General features: G+C 60.6%; 13 protein-coding genes and 1 rRNA gene. 6 read left to right on the forward strand and 8 right to left on the reverse strand.

Going from position 1 to position 16,474, the window contains the following annotated elements; all coding sequences use genetic code 11:
* Window positions 1-66 (reverse strand): 16S ribosomal RNA (locus AB5Y68_RS05950); the annotation flags it as partial.
* Window positions 67-558: 492 nt separating this feature from the next.
* Between AB5Y68_RS05950 and AB5Y68_RS05955 the strand changes: the two genes are divergently transcribed.
* Window positions 559-1,755 (forward strand): NnrS family protein, encoded by a 1,197-nt coding sequence (locus tag AB5Y68_RS05955; RefSeq protein ID WP_039040109.1) that lies wholly within the window; start codon window positions 559-561, stop codon window positions 1,753-1,755.
* Here the strand turns inward: AB5Y68_RS05955 and AB5Y68_RS05960 are convergent, their stop codons facing one another.
* Window positions 1,756-2,328: a helix-turn-helix domain-containing protein gene (locus AB5Y68_RS05960; protein ID WP_039040110.1), complete on the reverse strand. Its 573-nt coding sequence runs from the start codon at window positions 2,326-2,328 to the stop codon at window positions 1,756-1,758.
* A 113-nt stretch (window positions 2,329-2,441) separates the two neighbouring features.
* Here AB5Y68_RS05960 and AB5Y68_RS05965 point away from each other — a divergent pair, with 113 nt between their 5' ends.
* Window positions 2,442-3,593 (forward strand): benzoate/H(+) symporter BenE family transporter, encoded by a 1,152-nt coding sequence (locus AB5Y68_RS05965; RefSeq protein WP_039040111.1) that lies wholly within the window; start codon window positions 2,442-2,444, stop codon window positions 3,591-3,593.
* Window positions 3,594-3,740: 147 nt separating this feature from the next.
* A complete protein-coding gene (locus AB5Y68_RS05970; protein ID WP_039040112.1) occupies window positions 3,741-4,805 on the forward strand; it encodes a DUF3103 family protein in 1,065 nt (354 codons plus the stop codon).
* A 63-nt stretch (window positions 4,806-4,868) separates the two neighbouring features.
* On the opposite strand, the gene metF is transcribed toward AB5Y68_RS05970, so the two are convergent.
* Window positions 4,869-5,765, reverse strand: coding sequence for a methylenetetrahydrofolate reductase (gene metF, locus AB5Y68_RS05975; RefSeq protein WP_039040113.1), 897 nt, complete (start codon window positions 5,763-5,765; stop codon window positions 4,869-4,871).
* A gap of 327 nt (window positions 5,766-6,092) precedes the next feature.
* Here metF and AB5Y68_RS05980 point away from each other — a divergent pair, with 327 nt between their 5' ends.
* A complete protein-coding gene (locus AB5Y68_RS05980; protein ID WP_039040114.1) occupies window positions 6,093-6,884 on the forward strand; it encodes a GNAT family N-acetyltransferase in 792 nt (263 codons plus the stop codon).
* 60 nt (window positions 6,885-6,944) lie between these two features.
* On the opposite strand, the gene AB5Y68_RS05985 is transcribed toward AB5Y68_RS05980, so the two are convergent.
* The 3 genes from AB5Y68_RS05985 to AB5Y68_RS05995 form a co-directional block, all read right to left on the reverse strand.
* Window positions 6,945-8,408, reverse strand: a complete 1,464-nt coding sequence (locus AB5Y68_RS05985) for an extracellular solute-binding protein (protein WP_039040115.1) — start codon at window positions 8,406-8,408, stop codon at window positions 6,945-6,947.
* Between the two features lie 8 nt (window positions 8,409-8,416).
* Complete coding sequence (locus AB5Y68_RS05990) at window positions 8,417-10,396, reverse strand: methyl-accepting chemotaxis protein (protein WP_039040116.1); 1,980 nt, start codon at window positions 10,394-10,396, stop codon at window positions 8,417-8,419.
* Between the two features lie 196 nt (window positions 10,397-10,592).
* Window positions 10,593-11,204 (reverse strand): OmpW family outer membrane protein, encoded by a 612-nt coding sequence (locus AB5Y68_RS05995; protein WP_010674216.1) that lies wholly within the window; start codon window positions 11,202-11,204, stop codon window positions 10,593-10,595.
* Between the two features lie 325 nt (window positions 11,205-11,529).
* On the opposite strand from AB5Y68_RS05995, the gene AB5Y68_RS06000 reads away from it, so the two are divergent.
* Complete coding sequence (locus AB5Y68_RS06000; protein WP_010674215.1) at window positions 11,530-11,655, forward strand: hypothetical protein; 126 nt, start codon at window positions 11,530-11,532, stop codon at window positions 11,653-11,655.
* A gap of 116 nt (window positions 11,656-11,771) precedes the next feature.
* On the opposite strand, the gene uvrA is transcribed toward AB5Y68_RS06000, so the two are convergent.
* Window positions 11,772-14,600: an excinuclease ABC subunit UvrA gene (gene uvrA / locus AB5Y68_RS06005; protein ID WP_039040117.1), complete on the reverse strand. Its 2,829-nt coding sequence runs from the start codon at window positions 14,598-14,600 to the stop codon at window positions 11,772-11,774.
* A gap of 93 nt (window positions 14,601-14,693) precedes the next feature.
* Window positions 14,694-15,332 (reverse strand): LuxR C-terminal-related transcriptional regulator, encoded by a 639-nt coding sequence (locus AB5Y68_RS06010; RefSeq protein WP_010674213.1) that lies wholly within the window; start codon window positions 15,330-15,332, stop codon window positions 14,694-14,696.
* Window positions 15,333-15,849: 517 nt separating this feature from the next.
* Between AB5Y68_RS06010 and AB5Y68_RS06015 the strand changes: the two genes are divergently transcribed.
* A complete protein-coding gene (locus AB5Y68_RS06015) occupies window positions 15,850-16,419 on the forward strand; it encodes a single-stranded DNA-binding protein (RefSeq protein ID WP_010674212.1) in 570 nt (189 codons plus the stop codon).
* Window positions 16,420-16,474 lie beyond the last annotated feature (55 nt).

Here is a 16,474-nt window from a genome sequence, read left to right on the forward strand (position 1 = left end):
CTCGACTTGCATGTGTTAGGCCTGCCGCCAGCGTTCAATCTGAGCCATGATCAAACTCTTCAATTTAAGTTTGGTTGCTTCGAAAAGCGGCTCAACGAATTGCTGAATTAACTGCTGCAACTAAAAGTTGCTTTGGTCACTTCATCAGACATTGATATCAAAAATTGTTTTTGATGCTCGATGCTGCGAGTGCCCACACAGATTGCTTGATTCAAATTGTTAAAGAGCGTCACGCTTATCGCGTTGAGGAGGCGCATCTTACGCTCCTCACCTCGAAAGTCAAGCGGTTGTTTTCGCTTTTCTTTCGGCGCCCACTTCGCTAGGAAGCTGGCTCATCAGTTCGGCGTGGTCCGCCGTGCTGGTAGGGGCGCATTATAGGGAGCCGCGCCGTGATGACAAGGGCTTTTTCACCGAAAAGAACCGTTCGCTCAGATATACAGCAAAGCGGTTCTATTTCGTTCGCATCACCACCATTTCGGGCTGTCATTGGATTTAAATTGAACATTTGAAAAGCCACTTTATAATTGGCTTTTCAAATGTCCAATTAAGGTTTCATTCATGCACCAGATCCTGGATAGCCGCAAAGAGGAGAGAATCGTTCCTCTGTTCCGCCTCGGGTTTCGGCCTTTCTTCCTGTTCGGCGCCTTGTTCTCGGCTTTGGCGATGCTGGGCTGGCTGGGGCAACTCAACGGCTGGTTCGCTCTGCCCGGGATTAGCACCCCCATCTGGTGGCATGCACATGAAATGCTGTTCGGCTTTGGTGCCGCCATAGTGGCGGGTTTTCTGCTTACCGCCGTCCAGAACTGGACCGCTCACCCAGGTGTACGCGGTTGGCCGCTGGCACTGGTCGTGGGATTGTGGGCCATCCCGAGAGGCCTGCTCCCCTGGTTTGGAGAAAGCAATGTCACTCTGATGGTCATGGACCTGGCCTGGTTGCCCCTCTGTACGTGGTTTCTCGCCAGACCCATCATAGTGACGCGCCAGTGGCGCAATCTCTTTTTTGTTCCCCTGCTTCTCGTTTTGACCCTGCTCAATACCGCTTGCTGGCGGTGGCATGCCGAATGGCCATTGGTGGAACATATCCTGCTTGCAACCGTGCTCCTCTTCACGACCCTGATTGCCGTCATGGGAGGACGTGTCATTCCCTTTTTTACCGCCAGAGCCACTGAGACGGAAAAAGCATTACCACTGCCGTGGCTGGAGCGCATTGCCCTCGCGTCTCTGTGGCTCATCCTGCTGCTCTGGTTAGTACTCCCGACCCAGTGGGTCATCGGAATTCAGATGTTCCCTCTATATATAGTGGCGGCAGGGGCTCACCTCTACAGGCAGCTGCGCTGGCGACCCGGCATCACGGTGGCCCAACCCCTGCTGTGGTCGCTTCACCTGGCCTACCTCTTTATCCCACTGGGGCTGACCGCCCTGGCGGCACGCACGGCTGGCTGGCCGATTGCCTTGTCACTGGCCAGCCATCTGTTCAGCGCGGGCAGCATGGGGGCCATGATCCTCGGGATGATAGCCCGTGTATCCCTCGGACACAGTGGCAGAGCCCTGCAGATAGGACGCAGGATCACGGCGGCATTTGCACTGGTCATCCTGTCCGCACTGTTGCGGGTCTTGCTCCCCCTCTTTTGGCCAGACCTCACCCTCACGGGATGGAACCTCAGCGGATGGAGCTGGGTTGCCGCCTACGGTCTCTTTGTCTGGGTCTATACCCCCATACTGACCAGTCCCAGAGCGGATGGCCGCCCCGGCTAGTCATCGCGTGACCATGGCCGGATAGTGGATCAGATTGTGGAAGATGGCGGGAGCGACCCCAAGATTGCGATAGCCATGGGGACGATCCGCTGCAAACCGGACGGCCTCACCCTGATCGAGGGAACGCCACGCCCCGTCCACCAGCACCTCCATCACACCGCTGATGACGATGACATGTTCGGTCACCCCGGGTTCATGGGGTTCTGACTCCCGCTGGTAGCCAGGTAGCAGGGTCAGTTCGAACAACTCGAAACCAAAGCGGGCCTCATAGGGGAAAAGCGGGGCAACCTGCATCCCCTCTCCCGCCGGCTGCTGTCGAATATCATCGGCAATACGGTATACCGTCTCTCCCTGCGCCGCTGGTGTCGGCTCAATGAAACTGGAGAAAGAGACCCGAAAACCGGTGGCAATCTTCCACAATGTTGCCACCGTCGGACTGGATTCACCTCGCTCGATCTGTCCCAGCATGGCCTTGCTCACCCCCGTTTCACGGGCGGCCATATCCAGGCTCCATCCTCTTTCAGTGCGCAGCCCTTTCAATCGCTGGGCCAGATAGCGACTCATCTCCTGCATCTGTTCTCCGATTTCTTTGAGCCATATTGTGCGCCATAACGCACAGCGTTATAGTCAAAACCACATTGTACGCAATAGCGCACAAGCTATCAGCATCCACAAGGAAGTTTCCCATGCCCCTAGCCCTCCCCCACATGGTCGCGGGACTCATCGCCGTATTGGTGGGTTACACGAGTTCTGTCGTCTTGATCATCCAGGCCGCCACGGCCGCCGGTGCCGATGCAGCCCAGGTCTCTTCCTGGTTATGGACACTGGGTATCGGCATGGGGGTCAGCTGCATCGGCCTCTCCCTCTATTACCGGATGCCTGTCTTGACGGCCTGGTCTACCCCGGGTGCCGCCCTGCTCATCACCAGCCTGGGGAACTTCAGTCTGGCGGAGGCCATCGGCGCCTTCATCATCTCTTCACTGCTGATCACCCTCTGCGGTATCAGCGGCTGGTTCGACAGGCTGATGCGTCACATTCCCGCCCCCCTGGCGGCCGCCATGCTGGCCGGAGTCTTGCTCAGGTTCGGGCTGGATCTCTTCAAGGTGGCACCGCAAGATCCTTTGCTGCTTGGCACCTTGCTACTGGCTTTCTTGCTGGGTCGCCACCTCTGGCCCCGCTACACCATGGTGCTGGTCCTGGCTGCCGGCATGCTGCTCTGCACCCTGAGGGGCGAGCTGCAACTCAACGAGGTTCACTGGCAACTTTCCACCCCGGTCTGGATCTCGCCAGCCTTTTCCATCGACGCCCTGCTCGGCATCGCACTCCCGCTCTTTCTCGTTACCATGACCTCGCAAAACATGCCGGGCATTGCCATCCTGCGCGCCCACGGCTATCAACCGGCCACTTCTTCCCTGATTGGCTGGACCGGATTCATCGGCGTGCTGCTGGCACCGTTTGGCGGCTATGCCTTCAACCTGGCCGCCATCACTGCCGCCATCTGCATGGGCAAGGAAGTGGATCACGATGTCACTCGACGCTGGCCTGCTGCCGTGTGGGCTGGATGTTTCTACCTGCTCACAGGCTGTTTCGGTGCCACCGTGGTTGCCCTGTTCAGCGCATTCCCTGCGGTGCTGGTCACCTGCGTGGCCGGGCTGGCGCTGCTCGGCACCATAGGCAGCAGCTTGCACAGCGCCTTGCAGCAGGACGAGGAGCGGGAAGCCGCGCTACTGACTTTCCTCGTGACTGCCTCGGGGATCACCCTGCTCGGGGTCGGGTCTGCCTGCTGGGGATTGCTGATCGGAGTGACATTGCATCAAGTCAACCGGCTCCGCGCCTGACCTGACCATCTGGGGAGACTCCAGTGAGACGCAGCACATAATCCTGAGAAGAGCGTTCACATATGAACCTTATTCCTTTCTAGTGACAAAACGGCGCAGATCCTTCCCGACAAGCGCCGTTGTCAGACTCAATACCGGAGAACGAAGATGAGGAATCAGGCTGCCATTTTGTTACTGGCACTGCTGGGCGCCACCACGACCCAGGCTGCCGACACCGATCGGGAGCTGGCACGCCAGCTCGCGCTGCAGCAGAAGAACCTGCTGCCACTCCTGAACAATCAGGAATACCAGAGTCCACTGCCCAACCTGCTGCAAAAGGCCAGCCCGCGCCTGAAGCGTCAGGCTCGGGATGCCAACCAGGCGGCCATCAGTCGGCAAGGGCTGGATGGTGAGGTCAGGGAACTGATGCAACTGCGGCTGGCCAATCCGGATCAGGCGGATGCACTGCAACAAGGGGTTGAGCCACTGGTTGCCTACATACCAAGTGGTGACGAAAAGAGCTGGAGCGCCATCGAGGCGTTCGACAGCGCTGGCAGCCCGATCTATCTCGATGTGAACCAGCCGCCGGCGCGACCGGTACTGGTGGTGGAGGCCGATCCGGTCAAAGCCAAGAATGCCGGCCTGAAGGTGATGCGAAAGGCGCTGGCTGCCGCCGACATGCAGGTGACGCCCCGTGCCACCAGCAACACCACGCCCCTCAAGACCAGCATTCTCAAGAAGATCAGGCTCAACGATGATCAGGAGCCCTGGCTGCTGGGCGCCGCCGAGGTCTATGCCGTCGTGGCCGGGGTCAACCCTGGCAGGGACGAGCCCGTGGTGGATATCGTCGACATGCCCTATCTCGACTACGACAACACCGACTACACCCCCAACCAGATCCTGGTCTATTGGGATCGCTACCGCTGGGGAGCCGTCGACGTGGTCATGATGGAGCAGGATGACAACGTCAATTACAAGGAGCTGAGCGCCCTCCTGATTGACGCACTCAAACTCGGCTTCACTGCGGGCGGCGTACCCGAGGCCCTGCCCTTCCTCGACCTCGGCGGTCGTATCGTCAAGGCACTCCCGGACTCCTGGATGACCAACAACGACGACTACCTCGACACCTTCTATACCCTGGAGCAGGACCAGAGCTATCACCAGTATCCCGGTGCCGCCGGCAATGCAGTCATCGATCTCGAGCCCAGGGAGATCCAGCCAACCCGGCCCTGACTGTCGCCCAAAACAAAAAGCCAATGAGAAGACTCATTGGCTTTTCTGTATCAGAGCCACGGATCAGGCCTGACCTTTCGGCCTCACGCCCAGTGTGTGACAGATGGCGTAGGTCAGCTCTGAGCGGTTCAGGGTATAGAAGTGGAAATCCTTCACCCCTTCCTGACTCAGCACACGCACCTGGTCGATGGCAATGCTGGCTCCCACCATGTTGCGCGTCATCTGATCGTTTTCCAGCCCTTCGAAACGCTGGTGCATCCAGCGCGGGATCTTCACGTTGGTGAAACCGGCAAACTTGGCCAGGGTCTGGTAGTTGGAGACCGGCAGTATCCCCGGCACGATCTCCGCATCGATACCGATGGCGGCGCAGCGATCCCGAAAACGCAGATAGGTCTCCACATCGAAGAAGAACTGGGTAATGGCCCGGTTGGCACCGGCATCTATCTTGCGCTTGAGGTTCAGCAGGTCGGATTGCGCACTGCGAGCCTCGGGGTGGCCTTCCGGATAGGCGGCGACCGAGATATCGAAATCGGCTTCGGATTTGAGCAGGGCGACCAGGTCGGTGGCATACATGTCAGGCTTGTCGAGACCGGGAGGCAAGTCTCCGCGCAGGGCCACGATGTGGCGAATACCGCTGTTCCAGTAGTCACGGGCAATGGTGCGCAGCTCGCCACGGCTGGCGTCGATACAGGTCAGGTGCGGGGCGGCGATGAGGCCGGTACGCTCCTTGATGTCCTTGATCACCTTGTGAGTGCGGTCCCGGGTGCCCGAATTGGCGCCATAGGTCACAGAGACGAATTTGGGCTCCAGCACCTGCAGGCGCTCGATGGACTGCCAGAGGGTGTTCTCCATCCCTTCGCTGTTGGGCGGGAAAAACTCGAAACTGACCGATATGTCGCCACCCAGATCCGCCAAACTCTGGTTGAGTGCCTCAACCTGACGCGCGCTGTGAAATCCCATCTGCTCTCTCCCTGTCCTGCAACCCATTCCTTCACGCCAAAACGGATGTTTGGACGTCTAAACGTCTTTCTATCTTTATGAGAAAACGGATCAAAGTCAATACCGATTTGTCAGCGACAAGGGGGATTGCCGATTTTTTTATTTTGCAATTCAACCTAAGTAATGAGCGACCCCATCCCAAAATGCTGTCAGGCACGCTATGATGCGGGCGGATCGTCCTGGACGTTCTGAATCTGCGTGTGATTGTTTGGCCGGGTTTCCCGGCCTTTTTTTAACTTCTTTCCCCGCCTGCCGATAAGCAATTCAAGCGTTTGCAGGAGCCCCATCATGGAAGATCACCCCGGTTTTGCCACCGATCTGCTGTTCGATCGCTATCAGGGCGAGGTGACGGATCATGATGCGTTCTGGACCGTGCGCACCCCGGGCTCTCCAGACTACTACTTCGGCAACTACCTGTTGCTACCCACCCCCCCAAGCGATCGTGACAAGGGCTGGCTCGAGGCCAGTTTCGACAGGCTGATTGGCTGGGATCCCCGTATCCGCCACCGTACCTTCCAGTGGCCCCTCGCCGCAGGCCAGAACAGCCGGGTCGCCGGGTTCGTGGCGGCGGGATACCAATACATGGAGTGCGTGGTACTGGCGCTGAGTGCAATGGAGTGGCAAGCCCCCACCGGCAGCGACCTGGCCCCGGCTCGCCCGTTCACCGCGACGGACTGGGATCAGTGGCTCGCCTTCGAGCTGGCAGAGCGGGATCCCGCCCATTCGGAGGAGCGCTATCTTCCCTATCTCTTGTCACGCCGCCAGCTCTATCAGGCCATGATCGATGACGGGCTCGGACAGTGGTGGGGGTTATGGCACCAGGATCAACTGGTTGCCAGCTGCGGACTCTTCTTCACCGGCACCCTGGGACGCTTTCAACTGGTGCGCACGCACGCAGAGTGGCGAAACCGGGGGCTCTGTCGTCTGTTGCTGAGCCAGGTCGCACGCCAGGGACTGGCACGGGCCAGTTCGCTCATCATAGTGGCAGACGAGCACTATCACGCCCAGCGGGTCTATCGCGCTCTGGGTTTCGTGCCGGTGGCCCGTATCGGCAGCCTGTGCCGCTGGCCACGGGAATGACAGGTCATCACGCAGATGCAAAACGGGAGGCCAAGGCCTCCCGTTCTTCATGGTGAACCATCAGGGTTGTGCCCCCTCCAGTTCACTGGCGAGCGCCTCCTCCACTTCGGCAGGAGGCGCTGGAGCGACGGCTCCGGACACCGGTACTGACGGAGGCTGGGTCACGCTTGCTCCGGAGGGCGCTTGTCCATCCGGCACCACAGGTGCAGCAGGCTCGGTCCCGATGGCACCCGACACGGGGACGGCAGGCACGCTCGCCTCACACTGACACTCCTGTCCCTTGCCCTGGTTGCCCTGATGGGGGGCATACCACCCTTTCAACCCCTGTTCCAGGCGATCGGCCGCCGCCTTGGGTGCCACGGTTCCCAGCAATACCTGCTGGCTCACCTCGGCCAGTTCATCCCCGAGCTTGGGAGTGCCGCGGGAGAGGATCTGGGTGGCAACCCGGATGGTGGAATCGCACTGATCCCGCCACTCCATCATCTCTCTGGCCGCCGGATTGGTGGCTTCAAAGAAGTGGTTGGAGAGCGAGAAGAAGCCGGGCAGCGAGTTGGTATAGAGCTCGGCAAACTGGGGAGTGGTCAGCCACTGCAGGAAGGTCATGGCGGCCTCCTTGTTCTTGCTGGCCGGATTCATCCCCATACCGATATCGGTGTGATCGGTGAAGAAACAGCCATCCCCCTGCTTTGCCACGGGCGGGCGCATGACACCGAAGTCCACCTTGCCGGTGAAGGGGGCGATCTCCCAGGATCCCGCCGCATAGAAGGCAGCCTTGCCCGAGGTGAAGAGCTCGTTGGTGGTGGCGTAGTCGCGGCTCTCGCCCCCCTCCCCCAGGTAGTCACGCCAGCGGGCCAGCTCCTCGAACACCTTGACGTATTGCGGGTTGTTGAAGCGCTCCTGGCCCCCGATCAGCGCCAATCGACCATCCTCCCCCTTCCAGTAGTTGGGGCCTATGTTCTGGAAACCGAGCTCGGAGGCAACCCAGCTCTCCGAGCCGCTCACGGCGAGGGGAACATAGCGACCATCCGCCTTCACCTTGTCCAAGGCTGCGAAGAATGCCTCGCGGGTCTGGGGTACCGTCAGCCCCAGCTCACTGAATATCTTCTTGTTGTAGAAGAAGCCGTGAATCACCGATGCCATGGGTACGCAGAAAGTCTGGGCGCCGCTGTCGGTCTGCCAGGGGGATTGGGCAAAGCTCGGGAAGTTCTCCATCCCCGCCATCTCGCTCAGCTCCACCAGATGGCCCGCCTTGAACAGGGCCAGGGAGTCGTCAAACGGGCGGCAGGTGATGAGATCCCCCGCCTTGCCCGCCTTGAGGCTGGCCCAGAGGGTCGGCATGTACTCGACGTTCTGCACCCCGTTGAATTTCACCTGAATACCCGGGTGGGCGGCCTCGAAAGCAGGAATGATCTTCTGTTCCCACAAGGCCTTGTCATCAATGCGCCAGCTCTCTATCACCAGCTCGCTGGCCATCAGCTGGCCACACAACAGGAGACTCAGGGCCCCGATCCACTTATTAGCCATAAGTCCTCCTACACCTTGAAATGGGCGATCAATTGCTGCTGCTTGGCGACCAGATCCGCCAGCACCTCACTGCTGCTGGCCGATTCCCGCGCCTCCCGCTCGGTCTCGTAAGCCACATCCGCAATGCCGGCGACATGACGGGCAACCCCCTGACTCACGGAGATCTGTTCCTGGGCGGCATGAGCCACCTGATCCGCCATCGCCTTGATGGCGCTCATCCGCTCGGCAATGGATTGCAGTGCTTCGTCCATCACCCGGGTCTGGGCCACGCAATCCTGGGTCTGCTCCTGGCTGCGTGCCATCACGGCCACCACGTGCTTGCTGGAACTTTGCAGGTTCTCGATCATGGCCTGGATCTCCTCGGTCGAGGTCTGGGTCCGGTTCGCCAGTGCCCGCACCTCGTCCGCCACCACCGCGAAGCCGCGACCGGCGTCCCCCGCCCGGGCCGCCTCGATGGCCGCGTTCAGCGCCAGCAGGTTGGTCTGCTCGGCGATGCTGCGGATCACGTCGAGGATGCTGCCGATGTTGTCGCTGAATTCCCCCAGCTTGTGGGTGATGCCGACCGCCTCTTCCATGGCACCCGCCAGTTGTTCGGTGATCTGGCGCGTAGTCGCCACCTGTTTGCGTCCGGCGCGGGCCTCTTCGTCCGCCAGGTCCACCTCACGCTTCGTGCCGTCAGTGGAGCGCGCCACCTCGGTCGCACTCACCTCCAGCTCGGTGATGGCGGCAGCCACCTGATCGGTCTGGCTCTTCTGATCCTGCACCCGTGACATGGCCCGCTCGCTTATCTCGGCGGCGCGGCTCGCCTCGTCCACCAGATGGCGCGAGCCGGCATTGATCTGGGCGAGCAGTTCGCCAGTCTTGTCTGCCAGGGTATTGATCGAGCGGGTCAGGCTGCCGAACTCGCAGCGGCTCTGGTAGTCGATGCGCCGGGTCATGTCACCCGTGGCCATGCGATCCAGCTCCCGATCGATGAGTTGCAGCGGACGCTGGATGCTGCGGGCCGTGGTGTAACCGATGAGGAGCGCGGCGGCCGCGGAGATGGCAGACACGATCAGGATCCAGGCGCTGGCGCTGCTGACGGCGTCATCCGCCCCGACCCGGCTCGCGCTGGCAATGCTGCCCGCCGATTTGGCCATCTCGTCCAGCAGCGCCAGGCTGTTGACCAGACTGGTGTCGAGCTGCTGGTTCAGGGACTGCAGCGAGGCCGCCAGTTGCTGGCCATTGCGCATGGTCGCCAGCAACCCTTTCGGGCCGAGGGCCAGCTCCTGCATCCGATCGAGGTTGACGATGAAACGCTGCCTCACGTCATCGGGCACCTGCACCCGTTCGAGCCGTTTGCGTGCCATCTCGATATCCTTGCCGAGCACCTTCTCCAATTCATTGAGATCGGTCTTGGCATCGGCCCGGCGGATGTTTTTCAGATCCCGGGCAATGCCGGAGGTGATGAGTTCGGCCTTGTTGCGCATGGAGCGTTTGCTCGCAGTCTGCTGCAACAACAGGTCGGCGGCCCACTGGTAGGTATCTTCCAGCCGGATGAACGCCAGCTCCAGTTCATGGCGCCGATCGAGTGCGGCCACCCACTGGCCGTGCTGGGTCAGCACCTGATCCGCCAACCCGTAGAACTCGCGGGTCGCCCCGTCGACCTGGCGGAACCGCTCGCTCGCCTCCGCCACCCCGTCAAACCGGGCCATCTCCTTGCTCTGGGCCAGGAAACGCTCCTGCTGCGCCTTGAACTGGCTGGCCAGTTGCGGCAACTGGGCCGCCTCCTCGCTGGTTCTGTAGGTGAGCACCCAGCGGTTGCTGTCCTGCAGTGCGCCCTTGAGCCCGGCGACCGCGATCACCAGGGGGGTGGCACGATCAGAAACCTGGGAGAGCCCCTCGTTGATCCCCCGGATCTTCAAGATACTGATGAAGCCGAGCAGAACCAGCAACAACAGCATCAGCACGAAGCCGGCGATGATCCGCTGCACAATAGATAAACCCATGGAGGCATCCTCACTCGTTGGGGAAAGGGGTGAATGCCGAGGTTATCGGCAGCGGGATGCAATGGAATAGCGGTTCGTGACGCGATGGCGGGCCAGATCACAGTTGGCGTGACATGGCAGGCAGAAAAGGGCCCGAACAGAGCCGGGCCAAAGAGACATGCTTGTTGTCATGGCCGTGCACCGGCCACGTTTGTCATCAGAAGCGGTAACCGACGCCGAACATGAAGGCCACCGGATCGATGGAGGTGTTGATGGTGCCCACGGCGGTATGCACATCGGTATCGATGTCGATGAGCCAGGCAGAGGCGTTGACGAACCAGCGGTCATTGATCGCCATGTCCAGGCCCACCTGACCCGCCATCCCCCAGGAGGAGTCCACGCTCACATCCGTCCCGGCCAGGGCACCGCGCCCTTCCTCGTCGAAGAAGGTGGTGTAGTTGATACCGGCACCCACATAGGGGCGCACCTTGCTGTTGGCATCACCGAAGTAGTACTGCGCCATCAGGGTCGGCGGCAGGTGTTTGACCTTGGCGACCTCACCCAGGCCGGCAGTCGACACCGAGTGGGAGAAGGGGGTCGCGGCCAGCAGCTCGACACCCCAGTTGTCCGTCAACATGTAGGAGAGGGTCAGGCCAAGCTGCATGTTGCTGTCGATCTCCAGCTCGCCCGTCCCCAGCACGTTGTCACTGCTGGTCTGGGGAGAGACGAACGCCAGGCCACCACGGACCAGGATGTCACCGGCCTGATGTGCCATGGCGACGGGGGAAGCAAAAGCGGCTGCGATTAACAGAGGAAGGATCTTTTTCATCACATTATTCCTTTTTTGTTTTCTTTCTATGTTGCAAGCCCGAAAACTATAAAAGGATGTGAATGGCCGGTTATTGATTTAGCTCAATAGTTATCAAGAAATAGATAGATGTACACGGCAGCTTTGATTGGACAATCAAACCGCAGATGAAAATAAAAAGTCATTCAAATACATGATGATGCCTTAAATTACCGCATCATCATGAAATGTAAAATACCAATTAAATACACCTTAAACACCTTCATATCACCTTTCAATTGTTGTTTAATTATGCCCCGGGGCGTATTTTATTAATGCGATGTAACCACGCTGTAATTTGAATTTTATGAAACCACAGACACGCAAAGACAAAATTCTCGGCATTCTTGCCGCCATCTGGGGGATAGGTTCCTTCCTCTTCATTCTGCTGGGTTTCCTGTTCGCCCTCGCCTTCCTGATGCTGACACACTGAGTCTGCCGGACGAGTCCCTCTTTTCTCCCTCTCATCCCTGGCCGGGCGCCAGACCGGCGCACCTCGCCCACCGGCCAACAAAAAAGGGGCCCTGGCCCCTTTTTCTCGAGTGACGCTTATTTCTCCAGTAGAGGAGCGAGGAAGCGCGCCGTGTGGGACTCCTTGCAACGGCTCATCTCCTCAGGCGTACCCGTCACCAGAATACGACCACCACCAGCGCCCCCTTCCGGGCCCAGATCGACGATCCAGTCCGCGGTTTTGATGACGTCCAGGTTGTGCTCGATGATGACGATGGTGTTGCCCCGATCCCGCAGCTGGTGCAGTACCTTGAGCAACTGCTGGATATCGTGGAAGTGCAACCCCGTGGTCGGCTCATCCAGAATATAGAGGGTCTGGCCGGTGTCCCGCTTGGAGAGCTCCCGCGCCAGCTTGACCCGCTGCGCCTCGCCGCCAGAGAGCGTGGTGGCGGACTGACCGAGCCGGATGTAGGAGAGGCCCACGTCCATCAGGGTCTGCAGCTTGCGCGCCACCGCCGGCACCGGATCGAAGAAGGCACGGGCATCTTCCACCGTCATCTCGAGGATTTCGTGGATGTTCTTGCCCTTGTACTTCACCTCCAGGGTCTCGCGATTGTAGCGCTTGCCCTTGCAGACGTCGCACGGCACGTAGACGTCCGGCAGGAAGTGCATCTCCACCTTGATGACCCCGTCCCCCTGGCACGCCTCGCAGCGTCCCCCCTTCACGTTGAAGGAGAAGCGGCCCGGCTGGTAGCCACGGGAACGCGCCTCCTGGGTGCCGGAGAGCAGCTCGCGGATCGGGGTGAACAGGCCGGTGTAGGTGGCCGGGTTGGAGCGCGGGGTGCGGCCGATGGGGCTCTGGTCGATATCCACCACCTTGTCCAGATGCTCCAGCCCCTCGACGCTGCGATAGGGAGCCGGGGTGGACTCGGTGGCCTTGTTCAGCTCGCGGTGGGCGATGCGGAACAGGGTGTCGTTGATCAGGGTCGACTTGCCGGAACCGGAGACGCCGGTGACGCAGGTCATCACTCCGATGGGCAGATCCAGGTTGACGTTGCGCAGGTTGTTGCCGCTCGCCCCTTTCAATTTCAGCCACTTGCCAGTGAGCGGGGTGCGCTCGGCCGGGATGGCGATCTGCTTGCGCCCGGAGAGGTAGTCACCGGTCAGGGACTCGGGGTTCGCGATGATCTCTTCCGGCGTCCCCTGGGCGACGATGGCACCGCCGTGCACGCCAGCCCCCGGGCCGATGTCGAGCACATGGTCGGCGAGGCGAATGGCATCCTCATCGTGCTCCACCACGATCACGGTGTTGCCGAGATCACGCAGGTGAGTCAGGGTCTTGAGCAGCCGCTCGTTGTCACGCTGATGCAGACCGATGGAGGGCTCGTCCAGCACGTACATGACCCCCACCAGGCCAGCCCCGATCTGGCTGGCCAGCCGGATCCGCTGCGCCTCGCCACCGGAGAGGGTCTCGGCGCTGCGCGACAGGCTCAGATAGTTGAGGCCGACGTTCACCAGGAAGCCGAGCCGCTCGACGATCTCCTTGAGGATCTTGTCCGCTATCTGGGCACGCTGACCGGACAGGTTCAACCCTTCGAAGAAGGCCAGGGCATCGCCGATGGACTGCTCGGCGATGGCGGGCAGGTTGCGATTGTCCACGAAGACGTGGCGGGCTTCTTCCCGCAGTCGGCTGCCACCGCAACTGGTACAGGACTTGTTGGCAATGTATTTGGCCAGCTCTTCCCGCACCGCGTTGGATTCGGTCTCCCGGTAGCGGCGCTCCATGTTGTGCAGGATCCCCTCGAACGGGTGCTTGCGCACCACCACGTCGCCGCGGTCATTCATGTAGCGGAACTCGATCTCGGTGCGCCCGGAGCCGCGCAGGATCACCTCCTGGGTCTTGAGCGGCAGATCCTCCCAGGGGGTCTCCAGGTCGAACTTGTAGTGATCGGCCAGGGATTTGAGCATCTGGAAGTAGTAGAAGCTGCGCTTGTCCCAACCACGGATGGCGCCGCCAGCCAGGCTCTGGCCTGGATCATGGATGAGCTTGGCGGGATCGAAATACTGCTGCACCCCGAGACCGTCACAGGTGGGGCAGGCCCCCGCCGGGTTGTTGAAGGAGAATATCCGGGGCTCCAGCTCCGACATGGAGTAACCGCACTCGGGGCAGGCGAAGTTGGCGGAGAAGGTCATGGGGGCAACCCCATCCTCCCCGTCCATCGGCACCACCAGCACGATGCCGCCGGAGAGAGTCAGCGCCGTTTCGAACGATTCGGCCAGGCGCAGGGCCAGGTCATCGCGCACCTTGAAGCGATCCACCACCACCTCGATGGTGTGCTTCTTGTGCAGCTCCAGGGCGGGAGGATCCGACAAATCGCACACCTCGCCGTCGATGCGGGCGCGGATGTAACCCTGGGCCGCCAGGTTCTCCAGCAGCTTGGTGTGCTCCCCCTTGCGGTTGCGCACCACGGGGGCCAGCAGCATCAGCTTGGCGCCTTCGGGCTGGGCCAGCACCTGATCCACCATCTGGCTGATGGTCTGGGCCGCGAGCGGAATGGCGTGGGTCGGGCAGCGTGGCTCCCCGACCCGGGCGAACAGCAGCCGCAGGTAGTCGTAAATCTCGGTGATGGTGCCGACGGTCGAGCGCGGGTTGTGGGAGGTGGACTTCTGCTCGATGGAGATGGCAGGCGACAGCCCCTCGATGTGGTCCACGTCCGGCTTCTCCATCAGGGAGAGGAACTGGCGGGCATAGGCGGAGAGCGACTCCACATAGCGGCGCTGCCCCTCGGCATAGAGGGTATCGAACGCCAGGGAGGATTTGCCCGAACCGGACAGGCCGGTGACCACGATCAGCTTGTCACGTGGCAGGATCAGGTTGATGTTCTTGAGGTTGTGGGTGCGGGCACCCCGGATCACGATTTTTTCCATCTTGTTGCGCGCTCGATACGGGAACCAGAGCGGGCCAGTATGGCATAGAGACTACTGGATGAATAGACAGTCTTTCCTTCCGTGCCCCCTTCCTCAGAGATACTCCTTGGCCCAGCTCACCGCCTGCAACCGGTTCTTGACGTTCAGCTTCTTGAAGACGTTGTAGAGATGGGATTTGACGGTGTGTTCACTCACGAACAGGCTGTCGGCGATCTCGGTGTTGGAGGCCCCCGTCATCAGGTGACGCACGATCTCCTGCTCGCGGGCGGTCAGCAGCGTCTGCTGACGCTGAGGTTGCCCGCTCCCCTTGCGGTAGTAGTCCACCAGGTCGCACAGCAGGTGGCGCGGGATCCAGTACTCCCCCTGCAACACCTTGCGGATGCCGAAGACCAGCCTGTCCAGCGTGTCCTGACGAAAGAAGAGCCCGCTGGTATGGGGCCACATCAGCAGCAGCTCTTTGTTGGTGCTGGTCGGGGCATTGAGCAACACGGCACTGGCCTCGCCAAAGCGCTGGCAGATGGCATTGCTCCACAGCTCCTGCTGGGTCGACTTGAGGTAGTCCAGATCGATCAGCAGCAAGGTTTTGGGGGCGCCCTCTGCAACGTCTGGCAGGTCATTCAGCTCCCCCACCAGCAAGATGGGCAGACCAAGCTCTTCACTGAGGTGACGCTGGAAACGGGAGGCTTGTGCGTTATTTTCGGTGATCAGCACCAGGAGGGAGTCGGGCGTCATCAAGAGAACTTCCTTGCACATTCGAGTCGGGGCTTTTTGGCAAGGAAGAGTACCAATCCCCCTCCTGGCTGCAGCATTAAAAAAGTATTAGACGCATCGGTGGCTCCTTTGAAGCCCAGCAATTTTCCAGCCAATACAATTGGCTAGCACGCCCCCCCCATTTGGGGGGTCAAGTAGTGCCGGTGCGCACCATAACAGCTCCGCCCTCTTCACGCAGCCTGCCCCAGCCGCCTCCCCTTGCTGGTGACACCTGACCTCGGGTAAGTTACTCAGGCTGTGGCGATCCATTGACGCCACAGTGGCAGGGAAGATGTGCGCTCATGCCCGCCAACTGGTACTATGGCGGCCAAACGCTGCGGCCGATCCATGACGCCTCTGCCGGCAAGCTCCGGCGCAGCCAGGACACTGAAGAGAGATGACACCCAGCCAGGGCGCGCATCTCGTTGCAAACAAACACATTATTGAATGGGCCCAGGCATCTGGCCTGGCCGGTATACATAAGGGTGGAAGAGAGATTATGGCCAGTCGAGGCATCAACAAAGTCATTCTGATCGGTAACCTGGGGCAAGACCCGGAAGTGCGCTACATGCCGAGCGGCGGTGCCGTGACTAACATCACCCTGGCCACCTCCGATACCTGGCGCGACAAGCAGACCGGTGAGCAGAAAGAGCGCACCGAATGGCACCGTGTCGTCTTCATGGGCAAGCTGGCCGAAGTGGCCGGCGAGTACCTGAAGAAGGGCTCCCAGGTCTATGTGGAAGGCAAGCTCCAGACCCGCAAATGGCAGGATCAGAGCGGCCAGGAGCGCTACACCACCGAGGTGCTGGTCGACAGCTTCACCGGTGTGATGCAGATGCTGGGTGGCCGTCCGCAGGGCGGTGGCCAGGGCATGGGCGGCCAGTCATCCCAGGGCAACTGGGGCCAGCCGCAACAGGCTGCACCGCAACAGAACATGCAACGTCCTGCTGCCCCGCAGCAGAACATGCAACCGCAAGGCGGTTACGGCCGTCCGGCCCAGCAGCCGCAATCCGCCCCGCCGGTCTACAACGAACCGCCGATGGATTTCGACGACGATATTCCGTTCTAGGGCCGGATTTTTTAAAATGTAAAGCACCTTGTAAAGCAAAATGCCTAAAAACCCC

The organism is Aeromonas sp. R6-1 (assembly GCF_040908165.1).
Lineage (GTDB): Bacteria > Pseudomonadota > Gammaproteobacteria > Enterobacterales > Aeromonadaceae > Aeromonas > Aeromonas caviae.

Excerpts from the sequence above, each read along its gene's own strand:
- AB5Y68_RS05955 (WP_039040109.1), top strand. The coding sequence starts at position 559 with ATGCACCAGATCCTGGATAGCCGCAAAGAGGAGAGAATCGTTCCTCTG.
- AB5Y68_RS05960 (WP_039040110.1), bottom strand. The coding sequence starts at position 2,328 with ATGCAGGAGATGAGTCGCTATCTGGCCCAGCGATTGAAAGGGCTGCGC.
- AB5Y68_RS05965 (WP_039040111.1), top strand. The coding sequence starts at position 2,442 with ATGCCCCTAGCCCTCCCCCACATGGTCGCGGGACTCATCGCCGTATTG.
- AB5Y68_RS05970 (WP_039040112.1), top strand. The coding sequence starts at position 3,741 with ATGAGGAATCAGGCTGCCATTTTGTTACTGGCACTGCTGGGCGCCACC.
- metF (WP_039040113.1), bottom strand. The coding sequence starts at position 5,765 with ATGGGATTTCACAGCGCGCGTCAGGTTGAGGCACTCAACCAGAGTTTG.
- AB5Y68_RS05980 (WP_039040114.1), top strand. The coding sequence starts at position 6,093 with ATGGAAGATCACCCCGGTTTTGCCACCGATCTGCTGTTCGATCGCTAT.
- AB5Y68_RS05985 (WP_039040115.1), bottom strand. The coding sequence starts at position 8,408 with ATGGCTAATAAGTGGATCGGGGCCCTGAGTCTCCTGTTGTGTGGCCAG.
- AB5Y68_RS05990 (WP_039040116.1), bottom strand. The coding sequence starts at position 10,396 with ATGGGTTTATCTATTGTGCAGCGGATCATCGCCGGCTTCGTGCTGATG.
- AB5Y68_RS05995 (WP_010674216.1), bottom strand. The coding sequence starts at position 11,204 with ATGAAAAAGATCCTTCCTCTGTTAATCGCAGCCGCTTTTGCTTCCCCC.
- AB5Y68_RS06000 (WP_010674215.1), top strand. The coding sequence starts at position 11,530 with ATGAAACCACAGACACGCAAAGACAAAATTCTCGGCATTCTTGCCGCC.
- uvrA (WP_039040117.1), bottom strand. The coding sequence starts at position 14,600 with ATGGAAAAAATCGTGATCCGGGGTGCCCGCACCCACAACCTCAAGAAC.
- AB5Y68_RS06010 (WP_010674213.1), bottom strand. The coding sequence starts at position 15,332 with ATGACGCCCGACTCCCTCCTGGTGCTGATCACCGAAAATAACGCACAA.
- AB5Y68_RS06015 (WP_010674212.1), top strand. The coding sequence starts at position 15,850 with ATGGCCAGTCGAGGCATCAACAAAGTCATTCTGATCGGTAACCTGGGG.